The organism is Streptomyces sp. AF1A (assembly GCF_047340315.1).
Taxonomy (GTDB): Bacteria; Actinomycetota; Actinomycetes; order Streptomycetales; family Streptomycetaceae; genus Streptomyces.
The window spans coordinates 18083-43913 of record NZ_JBLEBI010000009.1; the positions used below are offsets into that span (position 1 = coordinate 18083).

Consider the following 25831-nt stretch of genomic DNA (forward strand, 5'->3'; position numbering starts at 1 on the left):
GCCCGAGGGCACCGAGATCGTTCCGTCACGCGGCCCCCAGCGGCGGCGCCGGCTTGCCGCCCGCGTCCAGGTAGGCCTGCGGGGGCTTCAGGCGCTGGCCGGGGAAGCCGCCCTTCTCGTACTTCAGGAGCTTCTTCGCCTTCTCCGGGTCGGTCTCGCCCTCGCCGTAGGCCGGACAGAGCGGGGCGATCGGGCAGGCGCCGCAGGCGGGCTTGCGGGCGTGGCAGATGCGGCGGCCGTGCCAGACCACGTGGTGGGACAGGTCGGTCCACTCGCTCTTCGGGAACAGCGCGCCGACGGCCGCCTCGATCTTGTCCGGGTCGGTCTCCTCGGTCCACTGCCAGCGCCGCACCAGCCGCTGGAAGTGCGTGTCCACGGTGATGCCGGGCCGGCCGAAGGCGTTGCCGAGCACGACGAAGGCGGTCTTACGGCCGACGCCAGGCAGCTCGACCAGGTCCTCCAGCTTCGCGGGGACCTCGCCGCCGTAGTCCTCGGCGAGCGCCTTGGACAGCCCCATGACCGACCTGGTCTTGGCCCGGAAGAAGCCGCAGGGGCGCAGGATCTCCTCGACCTCCTCCGGGACGGCGGCGGCCAGGTCCTCCGGAGTGGGGTACCGGGCGAAGAGGGTGGGGGTGGTCTGGTTGACGCGCAGGTCGGTGGTCTGGGCCGAGAGCACCGTGGCGACCAGCAGCTGGAAGGGGTTCTCGAAGTCCAGCTCGGGGTGGGCGTACGGGTACACCTCGGCCAGTTCCCGGTTGATCCGGCGGGCGCGGCGGACCAGGGCGGTGCGGGACTCCCGCGCCGGGGGTCTGACGGCCACCTTCCTGACGGGCGCGGCCTTCTTCACGGCAACGGCCTTCCCGGTGGCGACGACCTTCTTGGCCGGGGCGACCTTTTTGGCCGAAGCGACCTTTCCGGCCAGGGCCGCCTTCTTCGCAGCGGCCGCCTTCTTGGCCGGGGCGGCCTTCTTCGCCCGCGCGGCCTTCCCGGCAGGACCGGCCGCGGCATTTTCAGCCGCTTTTCCGGTTTTCCCACCACCGTCGGGCTCTTGTTCGCCCACAGCGGAATCGCGACGTGCAACCACCCGCGCAGCCCCCTTTGCCTGTGCTCTCACCGGCGATTTGGACACCCGGCCAGCCTAAAGCCACGCACCGACATCCGCCTCGGACCCGGAAGATCGGCCCCCGATTGGACCCCTGACGCTTACCCCTGGACACCTGTGCGGCATCCTTGTGACAGATCACACTGTTTGGACCGTCCGGCAAAATGGGGAACACGGTCCCCTGGCACACGGGGACCAAGATCCCCTGAGCAGGTCGACAAGGAGAGAACTCGTGGACGACGTTCTGCGGCGCAACCCGCTCTTCGCGGCTCTCGACGACGAGCAGGCCGCGGAGCTTCGCGCCTCCATGAGCGAGGTGACTCTCGCACGCGGCGACTCCCTGTTCCACGAGGGCGACCCCGGTGACCGGCTGTACGTCGTCACCGAGGGCAAGGTCAAACTGCATCGCACCTCCCCCGACGGCCGCGAGAACATGCTCGCCGTCGTCGGCCCCGGCGAGCTGATCGGCGAGCTGTCGCTGTTCGACCCGGGCCCGCGCACGGCCACCGCCACCGCGCTGACCGAGGTCAAGCTGCTCGGTCTCGGCCACGGCGACCTCCAGCCCTGGCTGAACGCCCGCCCCGAGGTGGCCGGCGCCCTGCTGCGCGCCGTCGCCCGCCGTTTGCGCAAGACCAACGACGCCATGTCCGACCTGGTCTTCTCCGACGTCCCCGGCCGCGTGGCGCGCGCCCTGCTGGATCTCTCCCGCCGCTTCGGCGTGCAGTCCGAGGAGGGCATCCACGTCGTCCACGACCTCACCCAGGAGGAACTGGCCCAGCTGGTCGGCGCCTCCCGCGAGACGGTGAACAAGGCCCTGGCGGACTTCGCCCAGCGCGGCTGGCTGCGCCTTGAGGCGCGGGCCGTGATCCTGCTGGACGTGGAGCGGCTGGCCAAGCGCTCGCGCTGACGCCACGGGGGCGGGTGCCCCGCTCGGCCCGGCGCTCGCGCTGACGCCGCGAGGCCCGGACCCCCACACCGGCCGGCGCTCGCGCTGACGCCGCGAACCCCCACACCGCCCGGCGGCGAAAATCGGTTACGCCGCCGGTTCCCTCAGGGCACAGTGAACGCATGCCTCCCGCCCCGCACGGCCTCGACGACCTGGGTTTCATGGAGCGCGAAGGCTCCCTCGCGCGCGTGCCCGACGCCTTCGGCCCGGTCGTCACCGCGGCCCGTGACCGGCTGCCGCACGCCGTCGGGGCGCGGCTGCACAGCGCCTACCTCTTCGGGTCGATCCCGCGCGGCACCGCGCGCGTGGGCCGCAGCGACCTGGACCTCCTGGTGGCCCTCCGGGAGGAGCCGGCCGACGCCGACCGGGAAGCCGTACGGGCCCTGGGCGAGGCCCTGGACAAGGAGTTCCCGCAGATCGACGGGGTGGGCACGCTGCTGTACAGCCGTGCCCGGCTGCTGAGCGACCTCGAGCGGTACGACATGGGATGGTTCGTCGCCTGTCTGTGCACCCCGTTGCTCGGCGACGACCTCGCCGGGTGCCTGCCCCGCTACCGCCCCGACTCCCGGCTCGCCCGCGAGACCAACGGCGACCTGGCCCGGCACCTGCCGCGCTGGCGGGAGCGGATCGAGAGCGCGCCGGACGCCGAGGCCCGGCGGCGGCTGGTGCGCTTCATGTCACGGCACCTCGTCCGCACCGGCTTCACCCTCGTCATGCCCCGCTGGCACGGCTGGACCAGCGACCTGCGCGAGATGGCGGAGGTGTTCGGCGCCTACTACCCCACTCGGGCGGCACAGATGCGCACGGCGGCGGAGTACGGCCAGGAGCCCGCCGGCGACCCGGACGTCCTGCGCACGTATGTGGACGACCTCGGGCCCTGGCTCGCCGGCGAGTACGCGCGCGTGCACGGCGCCAAGGCGCCCCGGCCGGAGGACTAGATCAGCCCGTGCTCGCTCAGGTAGTCCATCTGGGCCCGCACGGACAGTTCCGCCGCCGGCCACAGCGAGCGGTCCACGTCGGCGTACACGTGGGCGACGACCTCGGCCGGGGTGCGGTAGCCGTTCTCCACCGCCGTCTCCACCTGGGCGAGCCGGTGGGCGCGGTGCGCGAGATAGAACTCCACGGCGCCCTGGGCGTCCTCCAGGACCGGCCCGTGACCCGGCAGGACGGTGTGCACGCCGTCGTCCACCGTCAGGGACCGCAGGCGGCGCAGGGAGTCCAGATAGTCGCCCAGACGTCCGTCGGGGTGCGCCACGACGGTCGTGCCGCGCCCGAGGATGGTGTCGCCGGTGAGCACCGCGCGGTCGGCCGGGAGATGGAAGCACAGCGAGTCCGCGGTGTGCCCGGGCGTCGCCACGACCCTCAGCTCCAGACCCCCGACCGTGACCACGTCCCCGGCGGCCAGGCCCTCGTCGCCGAGGCGGAGCGCCGGATCGAGGGCACGCACACGCGTGCCGGTCAGCTCGGCGAAGCGGGCGGCGCCCTCGGCGTGGTCGGGGTGGCCGTGGGTGAGCAGGGTCAGGGCTATCCGCTTGCCGGCCTTCTCGGCGGTGTCCACGACGGTCCGCAGATGGCCGGGGTCCAGCGGCCCGGGGTCGATCACCACCGCCAGGTCGGAGTCGGGTTCGGCGACGAGCCAGGTGTTGGTGCCGTCCAGGGTCATCGCGGAGGCGTTGGGCGCGAGGACGTTGACGGCCCGTTCGGTGGCGGGGCCCGAGACGACCGCGCCCCTGGGCTGGCCGGGCAGCGCGCTTGCGTCGGTCATGCGGGGCCTCCACCGCTGGTCGTCGGAGCCGTCGGGACGTGCTTCGTGAACTCCTCGTGCCCGGGCCACGACAGCTCGATCTCACCGTCGACCAGGCGGGCCCGCGCCTGCACCGGTGTCATGTCGCGCGCGGGGGCGGCCGCCAGGGCCTGGGCGGCGGTGCCGTACGGGGCCAGCTGGCGCAGGGTGGCGATGGTGGGCGGCATCATCAGCAGCTCGCCCCGGTCGTACCCGGCGGCGGCCTCCGCGGGCCGGATCCACACCGTGCGGTCGGCCTCGGTGGAGGCGTTCCGGGTGCGCTGTCCTGCGGGCAGGGCGGCCACGAAGAACCAGGTGTCGTAGCGGCGGGCCTCGAACTCCGGGGTGATCCATCGGGTCCAGGCGCCCAGCAGGTCCGAGCGCAACACCAGGCCGCGCCGCTGCAGGAACTCGGCGAAGGACAGCTCGCGCGCGACCAGGGCGGCGCGGTCCGCCTCCCAGTCCTCGCCGGTGGTGTCACCGACGACCGTGTCCGGGCCGGGCCCGGCGAGCAGGACGCCCGCCTCCTCGTAGGTCTCGCGCACCGCCGCGCAGACGATGGCCTGGGCGCCGGTCTCGTCGACGCCGAGCCGCTCGGCCCACCACGCGCGCGTGGGGCCCGTCCAGCGGATCTGCCGGTCGTCGTCGCGCGGGTCGACCCCGCCTCCGGGATAGGCGTACGCGCCTCCGGCGAAGGCCATGGAGGCGCGTCTGCGCAGCATGTGGACGGCCGGTCCGGCCGCGGTGTCCTTCAGCAGGAGCACCGTGGCCGCGCGCTTGGGTGACACCGGGGTGAGGGTGCCGTCCGCGAGCGCGCGGATGCGGTCCGGCCACTCCGGGGGGTACCACTGACCGTTCGCCATGGCCGGAGGCTATCCCGTGTAGGGCGAATGTTCGAGAGGTGCCCGAGGTCAGCGGGGCTACTGGGCGAGTTCCACCTGGATCTCGACCTCCACCGGCGCGTCCAGCGGCAGCACCGCGACGCCGACCGCGCTGCGGGCGTGCACGCCCTTGTCGCCGAGGACCTCGCCGAGCAGCTCGCTGGCGCCGTTGACGACGCCGGGCTGGCCGGTGAAGTCGGCCGCCGAGGCGACGAACCCGACGACCTTCACCACGCGCGCGATGCGGTCCAGGTCGCCCGCGACGGATTTCACGGCGGCCAGCGCGTTCAGCGCGCAGGTGCGGGCCAGGTCCTTGGCCTCCTCCGGCGTGACCTCGGCGCCCACCTTGCCGGTGACCGGCAGCTTGCCCTCGACCATGGGCAGCTGGCCCGCGGTGTAGACATACACCCCGGACTGCACGGCCGGCTGGTACGCGGCCAGCGGCGGCACGACCTCCGGCAGGGTCAGTCCCAGTTCGGCCAGCTTGGCCTCGACCGCGCTCACGCCTGCTTCTCCCGCTTCAGGTAGGCCACGAGCTGCTCGGGGTTGTTCGGCCCGGGCACGACCTGGACGAGCTCCCAGCCGTCCTCGCCCCAGGTGTCCAGAATCTGCTTCGTGGCGTGGACGAGCAGTGGCACGGTTGCATATTCCCACTTGGTCATGGGGCGACTGTAGCCGCTGTGACCGGCGGGTCCGGTGGCGCCGTTGTCCACAGGCTGTGTGCTCAGGTGTGACCGACTACGCCCCCCGTTGTCCACAGCCTCGCGCGTGCCCGTCGGCGGGACTGGTTAGTCTCGAATACGTGAGCAGGCTCCAGGTCGTCAGCGGCAAGGGCGGGACCGGCAAGACGACGGTCGCCGCCGCCCTCGCGCTGGCCCTCGCGACCGAGGGGAAGCGGACGCTTCTCGTGGAGGTCGAGGGCCGGCAGGGCATCGCACAACTCTTCGAAACGGAAGCGTTGCCGTACGAGGAGCGCAAGATCGCGGTCGCCCCGGGAGGCGGGGAGGTGTACGCCCTCGCCATAGACCCCGAACTGGCCCTTCTGGACTACCTCCAGATGTTCTACAAACTGGGCGGTGCGGGCAGAGCGCTGAAGAAGCTCGGCGCCATCGACTTCGCCACCACCATCGCGCCCGGCATCCGGGACGTCCTCCTCACCGGCAAGGCGTGCGAGGCGGTGCGCCGCAAGGACCGCAGCGGCCGCTTCACGTACGACTACGTCGTCATGGACGCCCCGCCGACCGGCCGCATCACCCGCTTCCTGAACGTCAACGACGAGGTGGCGGGCCTGGCGAAGATCGGCCCCATACACAATCAGGCCCAGGCCGTGATGCGCGTGCTGAAGTCGCCGGAAACGGCGGTGCACCTGGTGACGCTCCTGGAGGAGATGCCCGTCCAGGAGACCGCCGACGGCATCGCGGAACTGCGGGCGGCGCGGCTGCCGGTGGGCCGGGTCATCGTGAACATGGTCCGCCCCGAGGTGTTGGACGCGGCCGATCTGGAACTCGTACGGACCGTGGAGCGTTCCTCGGTTGCGCAGGCCCTGTCGGCCGCCGGCCTGGGCGGGGCGCGGCGCGGCGGCAACGCCGAGAGGCTGGTGGCCCCGCTGCTGGAGCAGGCCTCGGAGTACGCCGAGAGGTTCGCGCTGGAGCAGGAGCAGCGCGCGGTCCTCGGCGAGCTGGGCCTGCCGCTGCACGAACTGCCGCTGCTCGCCGAGGGCATGGACCTGGCGGGCCTGTACGAACTCGCCACCGAGCTGCGGAAGCAGGGGTTGTCATGAGTCCGGACCCGGCCGAGGCACAGGAGACACCCGACGGGTGGGAGGACGGCGAGCGGGACGGCGCCGAGGGGTGGGAGAGGGCGCGCCGCCTCTCCCCCGCCCGCGTGCTCGACGTCGACCGGCTGCTGGACGACCCGAAGACCCGCATCGTGGTGTGCTGCGGCTCGGGCGGGGTCGGCAAGACGACGACCGCGGCGGCCCTGGGCCTGCGGGCGGCCGAGCGGGGCCGCAAGGTGGTCGTCCTCACCATCGACCCGGCCAGGCGGCTGGCCCAGTCGATGGGCATCGACTCCCTCGACAACGTGCCGCGCCGCGTGAAGGGCACCGAGGGCGACGGCGAACTGCACGCCATGATGCTCGACATGAAGCGCACCTTCGACGAGGTCGTGGAGGCGCACGCGGACCCCGAGCGGGCGGCCGCGATCCTGGCGAACCCCTTCTACCAGTCGCTCTCGGCGGGCTTCGCGGGCACGCAGGAGTACATGGCGATGGAGAAGCTGGGCCAGCTGCGCGCCAGGGACGAGTGGGACCTGATCGTGGTCGACACCCCGCCGTCCCGCTCCGCACTGGACTTCCTGGACGCGCCCAAGCGGCTCGGCTCCTTCCTGGACGGCCGGCTCATCCGGCTGCTGACGGCCCCCGCCAAACTGGGCGGCCGCGCGGGGATGGCCTTCCTCAACGTCGGCATGTCGATGATGACCGGCACACTGGGCAAGCTGCTGGGCGGTCAGCTGCTGAAGGACGTCCAGACGTTCGTGGCCGCGATGGACACCACCTTCGGCGGATTCCGGACGCGCGCGGACGCCACGTACAAGCTGCTCCAGGCGCCCGGTACGGCGTTCCTGGTGGTGGCGGCGCCGGAGCGGGACGCGCTGCGGGAGGCGGCGTACTTCGTGGAGCGGCTGGCCGCGGAGGACATGCCGCTGGTGGGCCTGGTGCTCAACCGGGTCCACGGCAGCGATGCCGGCCGGCTGTCGGCCGAGCGGGCGCTCGCCGCCGCGGAAAATCTTGAGGACCGCCGCATTGTGGATCAGGGGGACGGGAAAGCTGGACTTCGTAACTCTCCCGACACGTACGGCAGTTCACAATCTCCCGCATCCGAGGCCGCAACCGGTTCCGCCGCTTCCGAGGAAGGCTCCCCCGCCGACGAGGAAGGCTCCGTCGACCGGCTCACCGCGGGCCTGTTGAGACTGCACGCGGAACGCATGCACCTGCTGGCGCGCGAGCAGCGCACGCGTGACCGCTTCACCGCCCGCCATCCCGAGGTGGCGGTGGTCGACGTGCCCGCACTGCCCGGCGACGTGCACGACCTCGCGGGCCTGCGCGACATCGGAGACCGACTCGCGGCCGGCCCCGCGGGGCGCACGGAGGCGTCGTAGCGGAGGCGCGCCGAGCCGTCGTCACACGCGTGGACGAAGTCGTCGCGCCAGACGGCACAGGGTGGTCATGGCCGGCACGCATGGAGCGGTCGTACCAGCGCCGTGCACGAATCCGTCGTACCAGCGCGCACCGAGCTGTCGTGGCTGCCGCGCACGGAGCTGTCGTACCAGCGCGCACGGAGCCGTCGTGGCCGGCGTCCACGAATCCGTCGTACCGGCAGCGTGCACCGAGCTGTCGTAACTGGCGCGCATGAAGCCGTCGTACCAGCGGGCGCTGAGCCGTCGTGGCCGGCGCCCGCGAAGCCGTCGTACCGGCAGCGTGTCCGGCCGTCGCTTCGCGCGGCTCACGCCCGGCCGGACGGTTCCGAGGACTGTGCCGTGTCGAAGGGGGTGCCCTCAGCTCACCGCCGCGTAGTTCTCGTACACCTCGTCGTTGTCGAGGGGCACGATCCCGACGCCCCGCTCGTACTCCGAGCGGGCGGTTTCCAGCAGCCGGCGCCAGGAGGTCACCGTGGGCCGCCGGCGCAGCAGTGCGCGGCGCTCCCGCTCCGTCATGCCTCCCCACACACCGAACTCGACGCGGTTGTCCAACGCGTCCGCCAGGCACTCGGTGCGTACCGGGCATCCGGTGCACACTGCCTTGGCCCTGTTCTGCGCTGCTCCCTGAACGAACAGTTCATCCGGATCGGTAGTGCGGCAGGCAGCCTGCGCACTCCAGTCGGTTACCCAGCCCATACCGGCGCCGTCCTCTCCCGAATCGAGGCTCCCCCACGGCGGCAGCGGCATATTCACCGCCGCCAGTTGAGGACGTTACGGAAGGCGGGGACAGCGCAACACCCCCTTCGGGCCCAATCTTGAATGGCCCGAACGGACTATGGGTAAGCGGCAGATCACCCGCGGGAGTGAGCCTGCGACATATGCGACCAGCCCGGCAAACCGGGACGGCTGTGGTGCGCCACACCGGGCGCCAGGTGACACAGGAGGCGGATTCGGACACGCCCCCACCAAAAAGCTGGGGTACTTCCGGAACGATTCGGGGTAGCCGGACGTATTGATACGTGACCGCACCGCTGTGACAGTTGAGAGCAGCTTAGGCCAAGGCCTGCGCGCGTGTCCGGGAAATGGAAACGTAGGCAGGTCAGGTCGCGCTGCCATCACGATCCGGCGCTGGAACATCCCGAGGGGGAGCCGCTCCCTCGGAACGCTCATAAGTACGGATTAGGCTGCCTCCATGCCAAAGAAGCGCTCGGGCCGTGGTCTGTCGCCAACGCAGCAGGCCGCCAAGTTCCTCGGTGTCAGTGTGCTCGCCGGAGCCGTGCTGGCGGGTATCGCGCTGCCCGCGGCCGGCGCGCTGGGCCTCGCGGCCAAGGGCTCGGTCAAGAGCTTCGACGAGATCCCGGCCAACCTGAAGAGTCCCCAGCTGAGCCAGCGCACGACGATCCTGGACGCCCAGGGCCACCAGATCGCGAGCGTCTACTCCCGCGACCGCACGGTGGTGGACCTCAAGGACATCTCGCCGTACATGCAGAAGGCCATCGTCGCGATCGAGGACTCGCGCTTCTACAAGCACGGCGCGATCGACCTGAAGGGCGTGCTGCGGGCCCTGAACAAGAACGCGCAGGAGGGCGGGGTCGCGCAGGGCGCCTCCACGCTCACCCAGCAGCTGGTGAAGAACTACTTCATCGAAGAGGCCGGCGACGACCCGACGAAGGTCGCCGAGGCCACCCAGCAGACCCTGGGCCGCAAGATCCGCGAGCTGAAGTACGCGATCCAGCTCGAGGACAAGCTCGGCAAGAAGAAGATCCTCGAGAACTACCTGAACATCACCTTCTTCGGCGAGCAGGCCTACGGCGTCGAGGCCGCCTCCGAGCGGTACTTCTCCAAGCACGCCAAGGACCTCGACCTGCCCGAGGCCGCGCTCCTCGCCGGCATCGTGCAGTCCCCGAGCCGCTACGACCCGGTCAACGACGAGGCGGAGGCCACCAAGCGGCGCAACGTCGTGCTCCAGCGCATGGCCGAGCTCGGCGACATCTCCCAGAAGGAGGCCGACGAGGCCGGGCGGCAGCCGCTCAAACTGCACCCCAGCCGCCCGAAGAACGGCTGCATCACAGCGGTCCAGGGCGCCGGCTTCTTCTGCGACTACGTGCGCGACGTCTTCCTCAGCGACCCGGTCTTCGGCAAGACCAAGGAGGCGCGGGCGCGCCTGTGGAACAAGGGCGGCCTGACCGTCCGTACGACGCTCGACCCCCAGGCACAGCAGTCGGTGCAGGCGTCCGTCAAGGACCACGTCTACAAGTCGGACGCCGTGGCGACGGCCGCGACGATCGTCGAACCCGGCACCGGCAAGATCCTCGCCATGGGCCAGTCCCGCCCGTACGGCATGAACGCCAAGGACCACGAGACCGAGATCAACCTCTCGGTGAACCAGAACATGGGCGGCGGGGCCGGTTACCAGCCCGGTTCGACGTTCAAGCCGATCGTCGCGGCGGCCGCCATCGAGGGGGGTACGCCGGCGACGCAGGAGTACTCCTCGCCGTACGAGATGCCGTACCCGAGCCCCGTCTCGGCGTGCAACGGCAAGGTGTGGCGCAACGACCCCAGGAAGCCCGCCAAGCTGACGAACGAGAACGAGTCGGAACACGGCCCGTACAGCATGAAGGAAGCGACCGCCAAGTCGGTCAACACCTACTACGTGCAGCTGATCAGCGACATCGGCATCTGCCCCGTCATCGACATGGCGAAGAAGATGGGCGTGGCGCGCGCCGACGGCCGCAAGATCGACCAGGCGCCCTCGATCGCGCTCGGCACCCAGGAGATGTCCCCGCTGACGATGGCGAACGCGTACGCCACCTTCGCCGCGCGCGGCATGTACTGCACCCCGGTCGCCATCGAGTCGGTCACGCAGCGGACCGGCAGCCACGTGAAGTCCCTCCCGGTGCCGAAGTCGACCTGCTCGCGCGCGATGTCCGAGAAGACCGCCGACACCGTGAGCACGCTTCTGAAGGGCGTGGTCGAGGACGGCACAGGTCAGCAGGCCGGCCTCGACGACCGCCCGAGCGCGGGCAAGACCGGTACGACGGACGAGCGCTACGCGGCCTGGTTCGTCGGCTACACCCCGAACATGGCGGGCGCGGTCTGGGTCGGCGACCCGCAGCACAAGCGCAAGATGATCAACATCACCATCGGCGGTGAACCGCACGACAAGGTGTTCGGCGGCGAGGTCCCCGGCCCGATCTGGCGGGACATGATGGCCGGCGCCCTCGAGGGCAAGCCCGTGGAGAACTTCAACCTCGTCGACATCCCCGACGACAACCACTCCGGGGACGGCCGGGGAAGGGGCCACGGCAGGCACGGGGGGAACGGCGGAAACACGACAGGACAGCTGATCGGAGGCCTGATCGGCGGCCTGAACGGAGGCCCGAACGGCGGTACGACCGGTAACGCGACCGGCGGCACCACCGGCGGCCCCAACCCGACTCCGACGATCTCCCTCCCCGGCAACTTCTTCCAGGGCCAGACGAACGGCGGCACCAACGGCAACGGCCCCGGGGGCCGGCGCTAGGCCCCTTCGGCAGTGACGCCGGGGCGCTCCGGTGATACGGCGGCGGGGCCGCACCCTGTGGAAGGGTGCGGCCCCGCCGCCGTGGAGAGCGAGGGACCGGCTTCATGGCCGGCCGGTGCTGAGCCGCGTACCCGACTCGGCCGGGCCGCTCAGCCCTGATCCCGATGGGCCACTCAGCCCTTGATCCCGATGAGCCGCTCAGCCCTTGATCCCGATGAGCCGCTCAGCCCTGAAGCAGCTTCTTCACCGCGGCGGCGACGCGGCCGCCCTCGGCCTGGCCGGCCACCTTCGGGTTCACGATCTTCATGACGGCACCCATGGCACGCGGCCCCTCGGCGCCCGCCGCCTTGGCCTCCTCGACGGCCTGGGCGACGATCGCGTTCAGCTCCTCGTCGGACAGCTGCTTCGGCAGGTACTCGGCGAGCACCTCGCCCTCCGCCTTCTCCCGCTCGGCCGACTCGGCACGGCCGCCCTGCGCGAAGGCCTCAGCCGCCTCGCGACGCTTCTTCGCCTCACGGGTGATCACCTTGAGGACCTCGTCGTCGGACAGCTCCCGCTTCTGCTTGCCCGCGACCTCCTCCTTGGTGATCGCGGCGAGGGTCAGCCGGAGCGTCGAGGAGCGGAGCTCGTCGCGCCCCTTGATCGCGGCGTTGAGGTCGTCCTGCAGCTTCGACTTGAGCGTGGTGGTCATGCGGTCGATTGTCGCAGGTGTGCCGTGCCGAACGCCCGCTGATTTAAAGGACCGCAGGTCTCGCCGGGCGCCCGGGGTCTGACACGATGGTCGTATGCGCGCGCGATACGGAGTTCCCCTGGGAATCATGGCGGCAGGCGCCGCCGGTCTGGTGTACGCGGCGGGCTTCGAGGCCCGCTTCTTCCGCCTCCGCCGGGTGACGGTCCCGGTCCTCCCGCCGGGCATGCGCCCGCTGCGCGTGCTGCAGGTGTCCGACATCCACATGGTCAGCGGTCAGCGCAAGAAGCAGCGGTGGCTGCAGTCGCTGGCGGGGCTGCGCCCCGACTTCGTGATCAACACGGGCGACAACCTGTCGGACCCGGAGGGCGTGCCCGAGGTGCTGGACGCCCTGGGCCCCCTGATGGAGTTCCCGGGGGCGTACGTCTTCGGCTCCAACGACTACTACGGCCCCAAACCGCGCAACCCCGCCCGCTACTTGCTGGAGAAGGCGAGCGGCCGTCACGGCCTCAACGGCAACCCGCCGGTCGTGGGCGCCATCCACAACCCGTGGGAAGACCTCCGGGACGGTTTCGACGAGGCGGGCTGGCTCAACCTGACCAACACCCGGGGCGTGCTGAAGGTCGAGGGCGTCTCGATCGAGCTGACCGGCCTGGACGACCCGCACATCAAGCGGGACCGCTACGCCCGGGTGGCCGGCGGCCCCTCCGAGACGTACGACTTCTCGTTCGGCGTCGTCCACGCCCCGTACCTGCGCGTCCTCGACGCCTTCACGGCCGACGGCTACCCCCTGATCCTGGCCGGCCACACCCACGGCGGCCAGCTGTGCATCCCCTTCTACGGCGCCCTGGTCACCAACTGCGACCTGGACGCGGACCGGGTGAAGGGCCTCTCCACCCACTCGGCCGAGGGCCGCACGTCCTATCTCCACGTCTCGGCGGGCTGCGGCACCAACCGCTACACCCCGGTCCGCTTCGCCTGCCCGCCCGAGGCGACGCTGCTGACGCTGGTGGGGCGGGAGTAAACGGGCGGGGCGTCAAGGGCCGGGGTAACCCACCCGGACGAGTCCACATAGCCCCTTATGTCCCCCACTCCTAGCGTGGGGGACATGAGCGCCCCGATACCCAGGGAGATCCCGGACCTGCCCGCGGTCCCGGCCTCGCCCGTCCTGCTGCCCTCCCCGGTACCGGCCACGGCGGTGGTGGCTCCGGCCCACCGCCCCCGGACAGCGGTGCTCCGCCTCCTGATCGCCCTGACGGCAGCCGCCGGCGTGGCCCTGGAGGCCCTGCTGAGCACGCCGGCCCACGCCCTGAGCTACTTCAGCGTCCAGGCGAACGCCCTGCTGGCGATGACCATGCTCCTGTCGGCGTCGCGAGCATGGCGCGCCCGGCTCCCGCTCCCGTCCTCGGTGACCGGCGCGACGCTCCTCTATGTCCTGGTCTCGGCGCTGGCCTACCACCTGCTCCTCGGCCACAGCACACCCCCGTTCTCCATGACCGCGGCCGCGGCGGCTCCCCCGCGCTGGCACGCCCAGTGGGCGGCCCTCCAACTCCTCCACACGGTGGTCCCGGCGGCGGCCCTGCTGGACTGGCTGTGCCTCACGCCCGCGGCCCGCCTGCACCTGCGCCAGGCGGCGGGCTGGCTCCTCTACCCCTTGGCCTACCTGGCCTTCTTCCTCACCCGGCCGATCCTCCTCCCGCCCTCCCGCCCGTCCCGCTACCTCTATCCCTTCCTGGACGTGGCCGTCCACGGCTACCGCAGCACCCTGGCCAACGCGCTCCTCCTCGGCCTCGCGATCTACGCCCTGGCCGTCCTCCTCGTGGTCATGGACCACCTCCGCCCGAGCCCGACCCGCCGCCGCTTCTAAACCGGATTTCGTCTCCAGCCACCAGTGGGCTAAAGTAAACGTCGTCGCCGCGACAAGCAGCGACATCGGGGTGTAGCGCAGCTTGGCAGCGCGCTTCGTTCGGGACGAAGAGGTCGTGGGTTCAAATCCCGCCACCCCGACAGAGAAACACCAGGTCAGGCCCGGTGCTGAGAGATCAGCACCGGGCCTGATTTGCTTTGTGGCCCCGATTTGGGAGCCGTTTGGGAGCCAACTTCCAGAAACCGGCTCCCGGCGGCTCCCAGCGAGCGGCCGTCCGCCGTCCAGCCCGCTCTTTGCCGTCACGCTGGGCAAGGGTCATCCCTATGGTTGTGCGAGGCCGATCACAGGCGGTACGACGATCGCCATGCACCGATGGTCTCCGTTAAATGACCGGCAGCTCGCACTCCTCACCCGCATCGGGGACGGAGCCGACCCCGTCACGTCGGACAGCCCGGAGTTCGCCCTCACCGCCCGCGCGCTCAAGGAGCGGCGTCTGATCACCATGCCCAAGCAGGATGGGAAGTGGCAGGCGGAGATCACTGACGCGGGGCGCTTCTACCTGGAACACGGCCATCACCCGGACCGGCCGGAACCAACGCCGCGCAGGCAGCGGTCTGCGGGTTCCGAGCAACGGACACGGCCGGCCCCTCCTCCGCAGAAGCAAGACACAGCTCCGTCCACGACGAAGCCGGCGCCACAGCGCGCCGCCAACCCCCCGCAGGCGTCGTCGGCGGAAATCGGAGCCGCCTTGATCGCGGAAGTACAGCAGGCTGGGCGGTTCCTCCGCATCCCGAACCCCAGCGACCAGGAGCGAGCCCGCTACCGCAGGGCCTTCGACGCAGCCCGGCAGTGTGCGCCCGAGGGATACCACCTGAAGTACAGCGGCCGGGCGAAGGGAGACTTCTTCCTCGGCCTGCTCAGGGCGTCCGGGGAGGACGACACCGAGTGGAACCGGATCCGGCTGGCGCGCAGCCGGGTGATCAGCGATGTCGAGGACGTGATCGCCGCAGTCACGGCAGACCACAGCGCCTTCGAGATCTCGGAGGAGGTCCTGCCGCGAGTCCTCTCGCTTCTCCGGCTCCTCGCCGAGCAGGCACTCGCCCGCCACGGCGAGATCACGGTGTCCAAGAAGCGCAAGCAGCCCAGGCCCCTGCTCACCGTTCACGGCAGGACGTACGAGGTCAGCTTCCGCGAACGGCAGAAGCAGGTCCGGTACGTGCCCAAGCAGCCGGGCCGCCGCACGTACGACTGGCAGCGGGTGATGCCGGCGCACAGGTTCGAGCCGTCCGGCGAGCTTGAACTGCTGATCAGCCAGCACTCGGGCTACGGCTACGGCCACAGCTACGGCTGGAAGAAGGAATGGGCCGACACCGCCAAGAAGCCGTTGGAGGAGCAGGTCGGTTCGGTCTTCCGGGCGCTCAAGGCTCGTGCGGAGGAGCAGGAGCGGGCTCGGCTGGAACGGGAGGCGGAGCAGCGGCGCCTGCGAGAGGAGCGGGAGCGGCAGGAGGCGGAGCGTCAGCGTCTGGAGGCGGAGCGGGAGGAGCGCGAGAGGCGGGAGTGGGAGTCCGCCGTCAGTGCCGCCTCGATCAAGGCGGTTCACGCCCTACGGGCGGACCACTTCGGCACAGCCCTGGAGCAGTGGAAGGTGGCCGGAGAGATCCGCGTGTTCTGCGGCGCACTGGACGAAGCCGCCGCGACATCGGACAGCGCCGTCGAAGCCGAGAGGCTGCGAGAGTGGTCGGCTTGGGGGAAGGCGGAGGCCGACCGGCTGGACCCCACCATGAACGGCAGGGGCCTGGCCGTTCTCGACTTCCACGCGGAGCCGACCGGAGATCAGCTACGGCCCTTTCTCGGCGGCTGGAACCCGCACCGGCCGGAGAGGGAGCAGCCTGCGGCACGGCCCGAGCCGCCGAAGCCGGCCCCGGAGCCGTGGCGCGGCTCTATCGACGCACGTCAGGATCAAGGCTGGCGATATGGACGCCAAGGTCGCGCTCAATGGTGGAGGCGATGACGCCGTGCCCACGGTCGCGTAGGGCCTTGACCGCCTTCTCCACCAGCTGGCCGAGCCGGATGACCTCTTCGCGCAGTGCGACCAGCTCGTCGTAGCGGTCAGCCTTGTCCGCTCCGCACCAGGCCCGGACGGTCCGCAGGACGGCCGCCTCCGCGTCCAACTTGCGGTCGTCCCGACGACGGTACGAGTACCAGGAGGGCTGTGCGCGCTCCTGCTCGATGTCCTGCTGCTTGCGGTCCACCTCCGGGAGGATCTCGTCGGCGAGGCGGCCCGCTACCTGACGGGCGACGCGTTCGGTGACCGGCCAGCCGACCAGGCACATGCCGGCGCGGTCCTCGTGCACCATCGGGTCACTGCGGAGCGCGGTGGCGTCCATGCCGATGAGCGGCGCCGTCTCGTCGAGTCGGCTCAGTTCCAGAACTCCCGCGTCCGCCACCCCTCGGCGGAGGCGCAGCCTGTTCTTCGGCCGGACGAACCCGAGGACCAGGCGTGCGGCCTCGAAATCCGTGCTGCCCCGTACGTGGCGCGACGCCTCGGTCAGTCTGAGCTCCGCCTCGTCGTCCGCGCGGAACGCATCGACGTCTGACCACGGTGCTACGAGGCAGCCGGGACTGACCCATTCCTGCAGGCCGGCGTCATCCCCTTCCAGGAACCGGACATGGATCCAGTCAGACCTGCCACGGCCGCCCACCCGAACGATCTCCACCTGCCTGACGGGGCCGCCCAAGTGCCTGGGCCTCGCACGGTAGGCCCAGTGCTCGCCAATCTCCATGTGTCTATTGAGCCAGGTGTGTTGGCCGCATCACGGGGCGTTTTCCATAACTACCGGCACGCGTCCGCGGCACCAGGTTGACGCCGCCCTAGGAAGGCAACGCGCGAGATGGTTCGCACCAGCACCGACCAGAGAGAGCCTCACACATAGTCACAGGGTGGTCACGAGGCGGCATATGCTGGTGATCGGGAGGCTGATCACCAAGAAAATGTCGCTCTGTGTTTGCCGGGATTATCCGGCGCCCTGTGTGCTGGGGAGCCTCAGGGGCGAGGGGGTGGGGAATGACTACTTACCGTTTCAATCCGCCGCCGGGTTGGCCTGTGCCGCCCGCGGGATGGATGCCGCCGCCGGACTGGCGGCCCGACCCTTCGTGGCCCCCGATGCCGGTGGGATGGCAACTGTGGGTTCCTGAGGTCGGCTCCACCACCGACGCCCTCGCCGTCGGCCCTGCCACGGGAGCCTCCGCGGTGCCGGCCACGGCCACGGTGCCGCCGCCTCGAAAGGGAGGGCTGTTCGGGCGTCGGCGTTCGAATGCCGTGTCCGAGGTCGAAGAACTGCGCGCGTGGATCGCAAAGACTCAGGGGCTGGATGCCGCGCGGGTCGCCGATCTTGTGCGGCAGGTCGAGGCGGAAGCCGCCGCGCTGCGTGAGAAGGCGTCCGCCGAAGCCTCCGAGGAGGCCGAGGGGATCCTCAAGGACGCGCGTGAGACGGCGAAGGAGGTTCGCGACGATGCGCGCCGGACGGCGAAGGAGACCGAGCGGGTCCGCAAGGAGGCCGACCGACACCGCAAGGACGTCTCCGACGCCGAGCGCCGGCTTGCCGAACTGCAGGGCCGGATCGTCAACGCCGATGAGACCGCCATGCTGCAGGAGGCCGGCATCTATGCCTACCGGCATACGCTGCACGACGCGATCGCCTACCGCAGCCGACTCGACACGCTGCAGAACGAGATCAAGACGCTCGCCCGTGCGGGCCGCGCCGTCCAGGCGGCCACGGACTGGACGGTCAACGGCTCCAAACGCGAGGGCCAGAAGATGGTCCGCGACTTCTCCAAGCTCATGCTGCGCGCTTACAACGCCGAAGCCGACTACGCCGTGCGGTCCATGCGGCCCCACCGGCTGAGCTCCCTCGTGGACCGGCTCTACAAGAGCCGCGAGACGATCGCCAAGCTGGGCGCCACCATGCACATTCGGATCACCGACGAATATCACAACGCGCGCGTGCGGGAGTTGGAACTCACCGCCGACTTCCTGCAGAAGAAGGAAGAGGAGAAGGAAGCTCAGCGCGAGGCGCGTGCCCGGGAGCGCGAGGAGGCAGCGGTCCAGCGGGAACTCGACCGGCAGCGCGAGAAACTGGACAAGGAACTCAGCCACTATCAGGCAGCACTTGAACGCCTGCGCGAGCGCGGTGACGAAGCGGGTGTCGCGGAGCTGCAAGCCAAACTGGCCGAGATCGAAGACGCCCTCCAAGACGTCGAGTCCCGCAAAGCGAACATCCGCGCCGGCTACGTGTACGTCATCTCAAACATCGGCGCCTTCGGCGATCGTATGGTGAAGATCGGCATGACGAGACGGCTCGAACCTCTGGAGCGCATCTACGAGTTGAGTGGCGCGGCCGTGCCCTTCCGCTTCGACGTGCACGCGCTGATCTTCAGCAAGGACGCGGTCGGCCTGGAAACGGAGCTCCACCGACAGTTCGCCTCACAGCGGGTCAACCAGGTCAACAGCCGGAAGGAGTTCTTCTACGCCACCCCGGCGGAGGTGCGCGATGCGCTGCAACGGTTCGCCGGACAGCATCTGATCGAGTTCACCGAGGAACCCCAGGCACTGGAATGGCGGGCCGGCAGGCGCATGAGTGAAGCCGGTGCGCCTGCCGCAGGCGCAGGCGGAGTTACAGCCCGGACAGCATGATGTGCGGCCAAGCATCACTACGATCACGGTCATGGATTGGCTGGAGCGCGCCGCGAAGCTGAGGCAGTGGAGTCGGGATGGTGTGCGGGCGCCGCACAAGCCGTTGCTGCTGCTGTACGCGCTGGGCCGTTTCCAGACGGATACCGCGGACGAGTTGCCGTACAGCGCGGTGGAGTCGGATCTGAAGCAACTGCTGACGGAGTACGGTCCGCCGCGCAAAACCACGCCCGCCTATCCCTTCCATCATCTGGTCAGCGACGGGGTGTGGGAAGTGCGGACCGAGCACGGTGGCGGCAGCCCGGGCACCGGGGTGCGGGAACTACGGGCCAGCCGGGCCACTGGGCGGCTGGCGCCAGACCTTCAGGTGGCGCTCCGGCGGGAACCGTCGCTGCTGGGCCGCATGGCAAGGGTGCTGCTGGATCTGCACTTCCCAGCGTCGCTGCACCAGGACCTCTGCGACGCGGTGGGCCTGGAACTGGAACTGGCGGAGACTGACGCTCTGGTAGCACCCGGGAGGCGGCAGCGAGACCGCCGGATGCGGGAGATGGTGCTGACCGCGTACGAGTACCAGTGCGCCTTCTGCGGCTACGACGGCATGATCGGCACGGCGCCCGTCGGGCTGGAAGCCGCGCACGTGCGCTGGTGGGCGTTCGACGGCCCGGACAACGTCGACAACGGACTGTGCCTGTGCTCGCTGCACCACAAACTCTTCGACAAGGGCGTTCTCGGCATAGGTGACGGCCACCGCATCCTGGTTTCGCAGCGATTCATCGGTCGTAGCAAGACGGCCCGCGAGCATGTAACAGCACTCGCAGGCCGTCCGCTTATCGGCCCTCAACCCGGCATCCCGCCCGTTGCGGCAGCCCACCGCTCCTGGCACACCAGCCAGGTCTTCCACGGCAGCCCACGCCCGACGGCCGCCTGACCTGATGTTCAGCGCGGGATATCAAGAGGCGGGGTACCCCAAGCAGCCCTGATCGCGCCTCATGTCGCTATAAAGGCGCGTGGGTGATCCGGCGGTCCGTCGCCTCAGGTAACGCTCTACTTCCCGCCCCCGTCGAGGTGCAGGAGGCAACTCACGTACGGAGAGGGCCTCGACCGTTTCTGGGCGAGGCGCTCTCACCGCATCGTATGCACCCCCGTCACCGGCTATTTCACCGCTTCACGGCGCGCTCGCAGGAGCACATCGAGGACACTCACCGGCGAGCGAAGACTCATCGCCAAACGTGCGTCGAGCGCTGCCTCCCACTGCTCGGTCAGCCCCAGCATGAGGCGCTTGCGCATGCCTGGGGTGACGTGGGCGTAGCGTGCCGAGACCGAGCCGTCGATGTGGCCCATGCGTTCGTCCATGAGCACCTTCTCGGTTCCCAGGTCCTCCATCATCGTCCGGTGGGTGTGGCGAAGGCCGTGGGGCGTGAGTCCCTTGGCTATCGGGAGCCAGCAGGCGTCGGCCCGGTCGCTGGCACCTCGCCCCCGCGCTGGGACACCGGGCCACGGCTCGCCGAGCAAGGGCACCGGTCGTGGCTCCTGGGGTGCCTTCTTCGGGTACCAGCCGGAGACCGCCGGCGTGAACAACCAGGTTGCGAAACCGTTCCTGCGCCAGTGGGCGGCATGCTCCGGTACGACGCCGCCCCGGACGAACCGGAGGTCCGCGATGGCCTGCTCGACCTTCTCTCGCGTGGCCTCGGTGACGCGATCGGGGTGGTTGAGGACGTTGGACACCGTGCCGGTCGAGACGCCGGCACGGCGGGCGACGTCGACGAGCTTCGCGCCCTGGTGGCCCCCGGTACGGGCCGCGCCCTGTCCTCGGAAGACGTAGGTCTTGCCGTGACAGGGGCACGGCTTGGGTTTCGTGCGGGCGATGTGGTTCGCGACCAGCGCGGACAGCCAGTCCATCGAGTCGATGGTGCGGTAGCTGTCGTCCTTCGGCGGGCAGCGCACCAACTCCCCTGTGTCGAGTTCGTACAGCTGCCACTCGACCCGGACGGCTCCAGGGCGGACGAACGCGGTCTCCAGGCCGACGATCTCACCCCAGCGCATGCCGGTGTAGCCCTTGAGGACCACGGCGACGAACTCGTCATCACGGCCGGAGAGCAGGGCGGCGCGCTCGGCGGTCAGCAGGATGCCGAGCGCGTCGGTGACCACCTTCTCCGGACCACGGTCTCGGGAGCGGCCGGCGCGTTTGCCGCGTCCGCGCCGCCGAGCGGCCGGGTTGGACGTGATCAGGCCCTCGTCGATCGCGTCCTCAAAGATCAGGTGGAGCGTCGAGCGCCAGGTCTTGACGCTGGAGGCGGCATAGAGGGCCTTCTCCTTCTTCTCCCACAGGTCGACGTCCGTGCGCAGGATGCCGGCGAGTGCCTTGTCCTCGAACTCGGGGAGCAGGTGCTCCTCGATGTGGCGCTTGTAGTTCTGCATGGTCGAGGCCGCCAGGTCCTGGGCCTCGTACCAGCGGTTCGCGTACTCGCCGAAGGTCTCCTGGCCGAGGGCCGGGTCGCGCCAGTCGCCGCGGCGGTACTTGTTCTCGGCCTCGGCCGCTGCCCGTTGGGCCTCGCCTTTGGTGGCGAACCTGATCGCCTTGCCGTTCTCGTCGACGACCGTGTTGTGCTTGCCGGGCGCGACCTTGTACCGGCCGCGCCAGTAGTTTCCACGCTTCTCCGCGAAACCCAAGTTACGCTGTCCCCCTCTTCCTTGTCCTCGGCTACGGCAGATGCGATCGGGTCACGCGACAGTGCTGTACTGCTGCTGTCGACGCGGCGGGCGGGCCCGCAGGCGAGTCGCTGGCACCACGGCGGGGCGGCGACGTTGCGCGGAGTCGGTCTGCGTACCGGGCTCGGAGAGCGGCTCGGTCGCCCGGGCGGCTGTCTGCGCAGGCTGTGCCGGCCGCTCCTCGTAGAGGCGGATGATCTCGGCGAGGTGCTCGGCGGTGAAGCGGTAGGCGCGGCCGACCCGGGTGTGCGGGATCAGGCGCCGTCGCGCTCGGTCCTTGACCCACCAGGCCGAGCAGCCGAGGGTGTCGGCGATCTCCTCGGGGCGGTAGAGGCGGGGTGGAGGGGCGTCGGACGGCCTGTGGGGGACGGGCGCGGGCGTGGGTCGGTGCAAGGGGGCGGCTCCTGGTCGCGAGGGCGGGGGGGATGCGTGGGCGGCTCAGGTGGCGCCCGGGCCCTGGAGGAGGGCGCCGGGCGATACCTGCAAGGCTTCGGCGATGGCGACGAGGTCGTCGATATCGCATCGCCGCTTGGCGAGTTCGATGCGGGACAGCATCGTGTTGGACATAGGACGACCCAAAGCGGTACACCGCGCCGCGAGTTGGCGCTGCCCAAGGCCGCGTTCCGTACGGAGGATTTCGATGGTGCGAGCCGCCAGCATTCCTGCGGGCCCTATTTCCAGAGATCGTGCTGCCATGGCTCCAGTTGTAGCGTGCATTCGCCGGTTTGGTTAACCGGCGATCGTCGGCTATGTTGCGCCGCGCTCAATCGGTGAGCGAGGCGGTCGGGGTGCTGCGCAAGGGCGGATCCCCGAACGGGTCCCAATACCAGAGGCCCTCTCTGACGTGGGGTGTTGTGTTGTAGCTTCGCCGCTCGCGGGGTGTCAACGGCTTCCGGATGTGATCCTTCTGGCTCGGGATGCGGGGCAACTATTTGGTCAACCGCCGATCGTGCCCTACCGTTTTCGCACCGCCCTCGCCGATTCGATTTCCAGCGGCATTTCTGCCGTGAGAGATTGCGCCGGATAGGGCTGGACTTGCGCGCCGTGGGTGTGGCTATGTTGACGACGCCCCGGAAAGCGCGAGCGGCCATCAACGCTCCCGCGTCAACGGCCGGACATTCCCCGCCCTTCACGCCCGTCCCGCCCCCGACCGACGGTGAACCGTGGGCCCCCAGCCCACCGGCCACCGAGTGAGGACCGCCCCTCTTGGCACGAATCCGCACCATCAAGCCCGAAGCCTTCGTCTCCGAGTCCCTGGCCGCCGTCTCCCTGACCGCCGAGCGCACCTTCTTCGGCCTGCTCACCCAGGCTGACGACCAGGGCCGCCACCGTGACCACGCCGCGATCATCGCCGGGCAACTGTGGGTCCTGCGCCCGGAACACACGCCCTCCGCCGTCGAGCAGGACCTCGCCCAGCTCGCCGACGCCGGGCTGATATGCCGCTACAAGGGCCCGGATGACAAGCGCTACCTGCACATCGTCACCTGGCGGCAGCATCAGAAGATCAACCGCCCCAGCGCGAGCCGCCTGCCAGCCTGCCCGCGCCACGACGCGCCGGCTCGCACCGCGTCCGGTGTCGGCACGCCGACTGCGGGGGCTGGCATCACGGAGCCCGCACCGCTGTCTCCCGGAGCCCTCCGTGAGGGCTCCGGGCAAGTACGCAACCCTGCGGTGAATCCCGCCCTGAATGGCGAACCTGCAGGTCAGGACGATTTCACGGAGTCCTCCGTGAGGAAGCAGGGAGGGCTCGGCGAGGGAGCGGTGACGTCTCACGGTCCGGATCTAGGACCTAGGATCATGGATCTAGGAGATACCCCTTCGGGGGGCGCGAGCGCCCCCGCACCTCGCACCGTCTCGGCCAACCAGCTCATCGCCGAGTACGCCGCCGCTTGCTCACACCGGCCACCCAAGGACGTCCTGGGCCATCTCGGCCAGCAGGTGCGCAAGCTGCTCGACGAGGGCATAGCCCCCGATCACATCCGGGCCGGACTCGGACTGCACCGCGCCAAGGGCCTGCACCCCAGCACGTTGCCGAGCCTCGTGCACGAAGCCATGAACGCGGCCCCCGCCGCGCCGGTTGTCCACAGGGCGTGGACAAACCCCGCCGATGTCGAAGCCGCCTACGGAGGTGACCTCTGACCGCCACCCTCACCCGCGAGCCCCACCGGGTCGGCCCGCTCGCCGACCGGCTCAACGGCATCCTTGCCAGTCGCGGCATCGACCTCGCCAGCGCGGCCGTCGAGGAAGGGCACGCCGAGCCCGTCACCGCGCTGGAACTCGCCGACGCCAGGATCCCCGCCCGATACCGCCGAGCCCTGGCCGACCACCCGAAGGTCACCGCCTGGGCCGACGAGATCGCCCGCGCCGGACGCCCCGGCCCCGGGGGGCCGGGCATCGCCGAAGGCCCGTCGCTGCTGATCGCCGGCCCCACGGGCACGGGCAAGACGTACCAGGCGTACGGCGCCATCCGCACCCTGCTCGCCCGTGGCGTCCGCCTGCGCTGGGAGGCGACCACCACCGCCGACTTCCACGCTCGCCTGCGTCCCCGCGCCGGCCATGACGTCGAACGTGAACTGCAGACTCTGGCGCGCTGCCCGCTGCTGTTCCTGGACGACCTCGGTGCGGCCAAGACCAGCGAGTGGACCGAGGAGCTCACCTACCGGCTCATCAATCACCGGTACGAGCACATGCTCCCCACCCTCATCACCACCAACCTCCCGACGGAGCAGCTACGCGTCGCCCTCGGTGACCGCGTCGCCTCCCGCCTCGCCGAGATGACCGAGCGCGTCATCCTCAAAGGCCCCGACCGACGACGCCGCACCGCGCCCTCAGCCTGACCGGCCTCCCCACCTGCCTCGCCGCGCCGCGCGCGCTCACGCCTGGCCTGCGCCGGCCCGCGCGACAGGACCGCTCAACGCTCCGCCGTGATCGTCCGGCCCTCCCCGGTTCCTCTACACCTTGGAGACCCTCCTGCCTTCTCTGACCCTCGTTTCCCTGGCCACCCGGAACAGCGGCACGCCGCTCCGCCCGGACTGGGTCACCTCCCCGGTGACAACCCTGGCGCTCCTCGTCTCTCTCGTGCTGCTGGGCCTGCTCGCCGGATGGCTGATTCGCCAGCAGCGCCGCCGGCCGCCCGGCAGCAAACGCTGGCGCGGGACCGTCGCGGTGCCCGTCGCGGCCATGGCCGCGCTCGGCTGCACCGCCTACAGCGCGGACACCAGCTGGCGGTTCGCCGCCGACTACCTCGATATGGGCGGCACCGCCGAGCGCGTCGCGATGTTCGCCGCCGCCGAGCTGGCCCTGTTCGCCACCGCCCTGATGGCGCGGCAGAACCTCAACGGCCCGAAGCAAGCACCCGGCCTGCCCGGCACCCTCACCTGGGTCATCACCACCGTGCAGATCCTGCCCGCCTACGCCGAGTCCGGGCTGGTCGGCGGCACCGTGCGAGCCTTCGTCGGCCCGGTCATGGCCGCGATGCTGTGGCACCTGGCCATGGGCATCGAGCTGCGCCACCGCACCCCCGACGCCGCCTCACGCGGCCTGGCCGCCGTCCTCATCCGCCAGGCACGCGAACGCCTGCTCGCCCGGCTCGGCATCGCCGACCAGGACGCCGATGCCGCCCGCCTCATCCGCGACCGCGCGCTGAGCGAAGCCGTCGCCCTGATTCTGCGCGCCGAGTCGATGACCGACCGCCAGCGCGGCAAGCGACGGCAACGACGCCTGACGGAACACCTGCACGAGGCCCTGGAGCGGGCCGGCGTCGACGGCGACCCGCTCCAGGACGAGCTGCTGCTGCGCAAGCTCGCCACCCGTAAGCAGGCCCTCGACCTGGCCTCCATCACGCTGCCGCCGCGCTGGCAGATTCCGGCCTCCAACCCTCTCCGGGAATCCGGACACAGCCGCCCGCGCTACAGCCGCCCGGCACCACTGCCGCGGGCAGAGGAAGCTGCCCGCCCACACCCATCGGACGCGGGTGACGACGAGGTGCCTCCGGCTGCCCGCCCGGAGACTGCCCGCCCGGTGCCCGGGCTGTCCGCACGGGCAGAAGCCGAAGACAGCCCGGCGCCGACGGGCAACAGCCCGGGCAGCGTGTCGGGCAAGCGCGAACGGAAGGGGGCTGCCCGGAAGAAGCGCGACGCCGGCAAAGCCCGTGCCTCCGACGAGGTCATCCTCAAGCACGCTCGCCGCATCCATGAGGAGACCGGCAGCGTCGGCCGCGACCGGGTCGAGGACGCCCTGCGCGCCGCCGGCTACACCGTCTCCAGCGACGGCGTCGGACGAGTCGTCCGCGAGTTCAAGGCCCAGCTCAAGGCAGCAGCCGGCGATCCACTCCGCTGATCCCGGCAGCACCAGCACTTCCGACCAGACCCTGACCCGAAGGGCCCCATGCACGCCCCGCACCACGAAGACCCCATGCTCCACGAGGAATCCCTGCTGATCACTC

24 protein-coding genes and 1 tRNA gene are annotated in these 25831 nt (G+C 70.4%); 14 read left to right on the forward strand and 11 right to left on the reverse strand.

The window, feature by feature from the left end; genetic code table 11:
- Positions 1-25: 25 nt before the first annotated feature.
- On the reverse strand, positions 26-1060 hold the full coding sequence (gene nth / locus ACLU3S_RS04820; protein WP_413950463.1) for an endonuclease III: 1035 nt from the start codon (positions 1058-1060) through the stop codon (positions 26-28).
- A gap of 274 nt (positions 1061-1334) precedes the next feature.
- Here nth and ACLU3S_RS04825 point away from each other — a divergent pair, with 274 nt between their 5' ends.
- Positions 1335-2009: a Crp/Fnr family transcriptional regulator gene (locus ACLU3S_RS04825; protein ID WP_014674022.1), complete on the forward strand. Its 675-nt coding sequence runs from the start codon at positions 1335-1337 to the stop codon at positions 2007-2009.
- A gap of 161 nt (positions 2010-2170) precedes the next feature.
- The gene (locus tag ACLU3S_RS04830; protein WP_413950464.1) at positions 2171-2986 is read left to right on the forward strand and encodes a nucleotidyltransferase domain-containing protein; all 816 of its coding nucleotides are present in this window, start codon (positions 2171-2173) and stop codon (positions 2984-2986) included.
- Here ACLU3S_RS04830 and ACLU3S_RS04835 read toward each other — a convergent pair.
- Genes ACLU3S_RS04835 through ACLU3S_RS04850 form a run of 4 tightly spaced genes read right to left on the reverse strand, consistent with a single transcriptional unit; the run spans position 2983 to position 5374 of the window.
- Positions 2983-3813 carry an MBL fold metallo-hydrolase gene (locus tag ACLU3S_RS04835; RefSeq protein ID WP_413950465.1) on the reverse strand — a complete coding sequence of 277 codons (831 nt, stop codon included), beginning with the start codon at positions 3811-3813 and terminating at the stop codon, positions 2983-2985. The genes ACLU3S_RS04830 and ACLU3S_RS04835 overlap by 4 nt on opposite strands.
- On the reverse strand, positions 3810-4694 hold the full coding sequence (locus ACLU3S_RS04840; RefSeq protein ID WP_413950466.1) for an NUDIX hydrolase: 885 nt from the start codon (positions 4692-4694) through the stop codon (positions 3810-3812). Before ACLU3S_RS04840 ends, ACLU3S_RS04835 begins: the two co-directional genes overlap by 4 nt.
- Positions 4695-4751: 57 nt before the next feature.
- Positions 4752-5216: a RidA family protein gene (locus ACLU3S_RS04845; RefSeq protein WP_413950467.1), complete on the reverse strand. Its 465-nt coding sequence runs from the start codon at positions 5214-5216 to the stop codon at positions 4752-4754.
- Entirely contained in the window at positions 5213-5374 is a 162-nt protein-coding gene (locus ACLU3S_RS04850; protein WP_003975360.1) for a DUF4177 domain-containing protein, read from the reverse strand. The genes ACLU3S_RS04845 and ACLU3S_RS04850 overlap by 4 nt, the downstream gene beginning before the upstream one ends.
- Before the next feature lie 140 nt (positions 5375-5514).
- Between ACLU3S_RS04850 and ACLU3S_RS04855 the strand changes: the two genes are divergently transcribed.
- Both ACLU3S_RS04855 and ACLU3S_RS04860 read left to right on the forward strand, forming a co-directional pair.
- Positions 5515-6492, forward strand: coding sequence for an ArsA family ATPase (locus tag ACLU3S_RS04855; RefSeq protein ID WP_413950468.1), 978 nt, complete (start codon positions 5515-5517; stop codon positions 6490-6492).
- Positions 6489-7871: an ArsA family ATPase gene (locus tag ACLU3S_RS04860; RefSeq protein ID WP_413950469.1), complete on the forward strand. Its 1383-nt coding sequence runs from the start codon at positions 6489-6491 to the stop codon at positions 7869-7871. The genes ACLU3S_RS04855 and ACLU3S_RS04860 overlap by 4 nt, the downstream gene beginning before the upstream one ends.
- A gap of 396 nt (positions 7872-8267) precedes the next feature.
- On the opposite strand, the gene wblA is transcribed toward ACLU3S_RS04860, so the two are convergent.
- Entirely contained in the window at positions 8268-8606 is a 339-nt protein-coding gene (wblA, locus tag ACLU3S_RS04865; RefSeq protein ID WP_356151450.1) for a transcriptional regulator WblA, read from the reverse strand.
- A gap of 496 nt (positions 8607-9102) precedes the next feature.
- Here wblA and ACLU3S_RS04870 point away from each other — a divergent pair, with 496 nt between their 5' ends.
- Positions 9103-11433, forward strand: a complete 2331-nt coding sequence (locus ACLU3S_RS04870; protein WP_413950470.1) for a transglycosylase domain-containing protein — start codon at positions 9103-9105, stop codon at positions 11431-11433.
- A gap of 223 nt (positions 11434-11656) precedes the next feature.
- Here the strand turns inward: ACLU3S_RS04870 and ACLU3S_RS04875 are convergent, their stop codons facing one another.
- On the reverse strand, positions 11657-12124 hold the full coding sequence (locus tag ACLU3S_RS04875) for a GatB/YqeY domain-containing protein (protein ID WP_413950471.1): 468 nt from the start codon (positions 12122-12124) through the stop codon (positions 11657-11659).
- A gap of 94 nt (positions 12125-12218) precedes the next feature.
- Between ACLU3S_RS04875 and ACLU3S_RS04880 the strand changes: the two genes are divergently transcribed.
- The 4 genes from ACLU3S_RS04880 (at position 12219) to ACLU3S_RS04895 (ending at position 15999) form a co-directional block, all read left to right on the forward strand.
- The gene (locus tag ACLU3S_RS04880; RefSeq protein ID WP_413950472.1) at positions 12219-13145 is read left to right on the forward strand and encodes a metallophosphoesterase; all 927 of its coding nucleotides are present in this window, start codon (positions 12219-12221) and stop codon (positions 13143-13145) included.
- A gap of 84 nt (positions 13146-13229) precedes the next feature.
- The gene (locus ACLU3S_RS04885; protein ID WP_413950473.1) at positions 13230-13988 is read left to right on the forward strand and encodes a Pr6Pr family membrane protein; all 759 of its coding nucleotides are present in this window, start codon (positions 13230-13232) and stop codon (positions 13986-13988) included.
- A gap of 66 nt (positions 13989-14054) precedes the next feature.
- Positions 14055-14128 (forward strand) — tRNA-Pro (locus tag ACLU3S_RS04890).
- 608 nt (positions 14129-14736) lie between these two features.
- A complete protein-coding gene (locus tag ACLU3S_RS04895) occupies positions 14737-15999 on the forward strand; it encodes a hypothetical protein (RefSeq protein WP_413950474.1) in 1263 nt (420 codons plus the stop codon).
- Here ACLU3S_RS04895 and ACLU3S_RS04900 read toward each other — a convergent pair.
- Positions 15929-16771: a PE-PGRS family protein gene (locus ACLU3S_RS04900; RefSeq protein ID WP_413950475.1), complete on the reverse strand. Its 843-nt coding sequence runs from the start codon at positions 16769-16771 to the stop codon at positions 15929-15931. The genes ACLU3S_RS04895 and ACLU3S_RS04900 overlap by 71 nt on opposite strands.
- A gap of 281 nt (positions 16772-17052) precedes the next feature.
- On the opposite strand from ACLU3S_RS04900, the gene ACLU3S_RS04905 reads away from it, so the two are divergent.
- Entirely contained in the window at positions 17053-18681 is a 1629-nt protein-coding gene (locus ACLU3S_RS04905; protein WP_413950476.1) for a DUF4041 domain-containing protein, read from the forward strand.
- A gap of 31 nt (positions 18682-18712) precedes the next feature.
- Positions 18713-19606 (forward strand): phosphorothioated DNA-binding restriction endonuclease, encoded by an 894-nt coding sequence (locus ACLU3S_RS04910; RefSeq protein WP_413950477.1) that lies wholly within the window; start codon positions 18713-18715, stop codon positions 19604-19606.
- A gap of 224 nt (positions 19607-19830) precedes the next feature.
- Here ACLU3S_RS04910 and ACLU3S_RS04915 read toward each other — a convergent pair whose 3' ends face one another.
- Genes ACLU3S_RS04915 through ACLU3S_RS04925 form a run of 3 tightly spaced genes read right to left on the reverse strand, consistent with a single transcriptional unit; the run spans position 19831 to position 22083 of the window.
- Positions 19831-21348 carry a LacI family DNA-binding transcriptional regulator gene (locus ACLU3S_RS04915; RefSeq protein WP_413950478.1) on the reverse strand — a complete coding sequence of 506 codons (1518 nt, stop codon included), beginning with the start codon at positions 21346-21348 and terminating at the stop codon, positions 19831-19833.
- A gap of 51 nt (positions 21349-21399) precedes the next feature.
- Positions 21400-21780, reverse strand: coding sequence for a helix-turn-helix domain-containing protein (locus tag ACLU3S_RS04920; protein ID WP_361986679.1), 381 nt, complete (start codon positions 21778-21780; stop codon positions 21400-21402).
- A 45-nt stretch (positions 21781-21825) separates the two neighbouring features.
- On the reverse strand, positions 21826-22083 hold the full coding sequence (locus ACLU3S_RS04925) for a helix-turn-helix domain-containing protein (protein ID WP_387753212.1): 258 nt from the start codon (positions 22081-22083) through the stop codon (positions 21826-21828).
- A 510-nt stretch (positions 22084-22593) separates the two neighbouring features.
- On the opposite strand from ACLU3S_RS04925, the gene ACLU3S_RS04930 reads away from it, so the two are divergent.
- The 3 genes from ACLU3S_RS04930 (at position 22594) to ACLU3S_RS04940 (ending at position 25725) form a co-directional block, all read left to right on the forward strand.
- The gene (locus ACLU3S_RS04930; protein WP_413950479.1) at positions 22594-23526 is read left to right on the forward strand and encodes a hypothetical protein; all 933 of its coding nucleotides are present in this window, start codon (positions 22594-22596) and stop codon (positions 23524-23526) included.
- Positions 23523-24224: an ATP-binding protein gene (locus ACLU3S_RS04935; RefSeq protein WP_413950525.1), complete on the forward strand. Its 702-nt coding sequence runs from the start codon at positions 23523-23525 to the stop codon at positions 24222-24224. The genes ACLU3S_RS04930 and ACLU3S_RS04935 overlap by 4 nt, the downstream gene beginning before the upstream one ends.
- A gap of 328 nt (positions 24225-24552) precedes the next feature.
- Positions 24553-25725, forward strand: a complete 1173-nt coding sequence (locus ACLU3S_RS04940; RefSeq protein WP_413950526.1) for a hypothetical protein — start codon at positions 24553-24555, stop codon at positions 25723-25725.
- Positions 25726-25831: the final 106 nt, after the last annotated feature.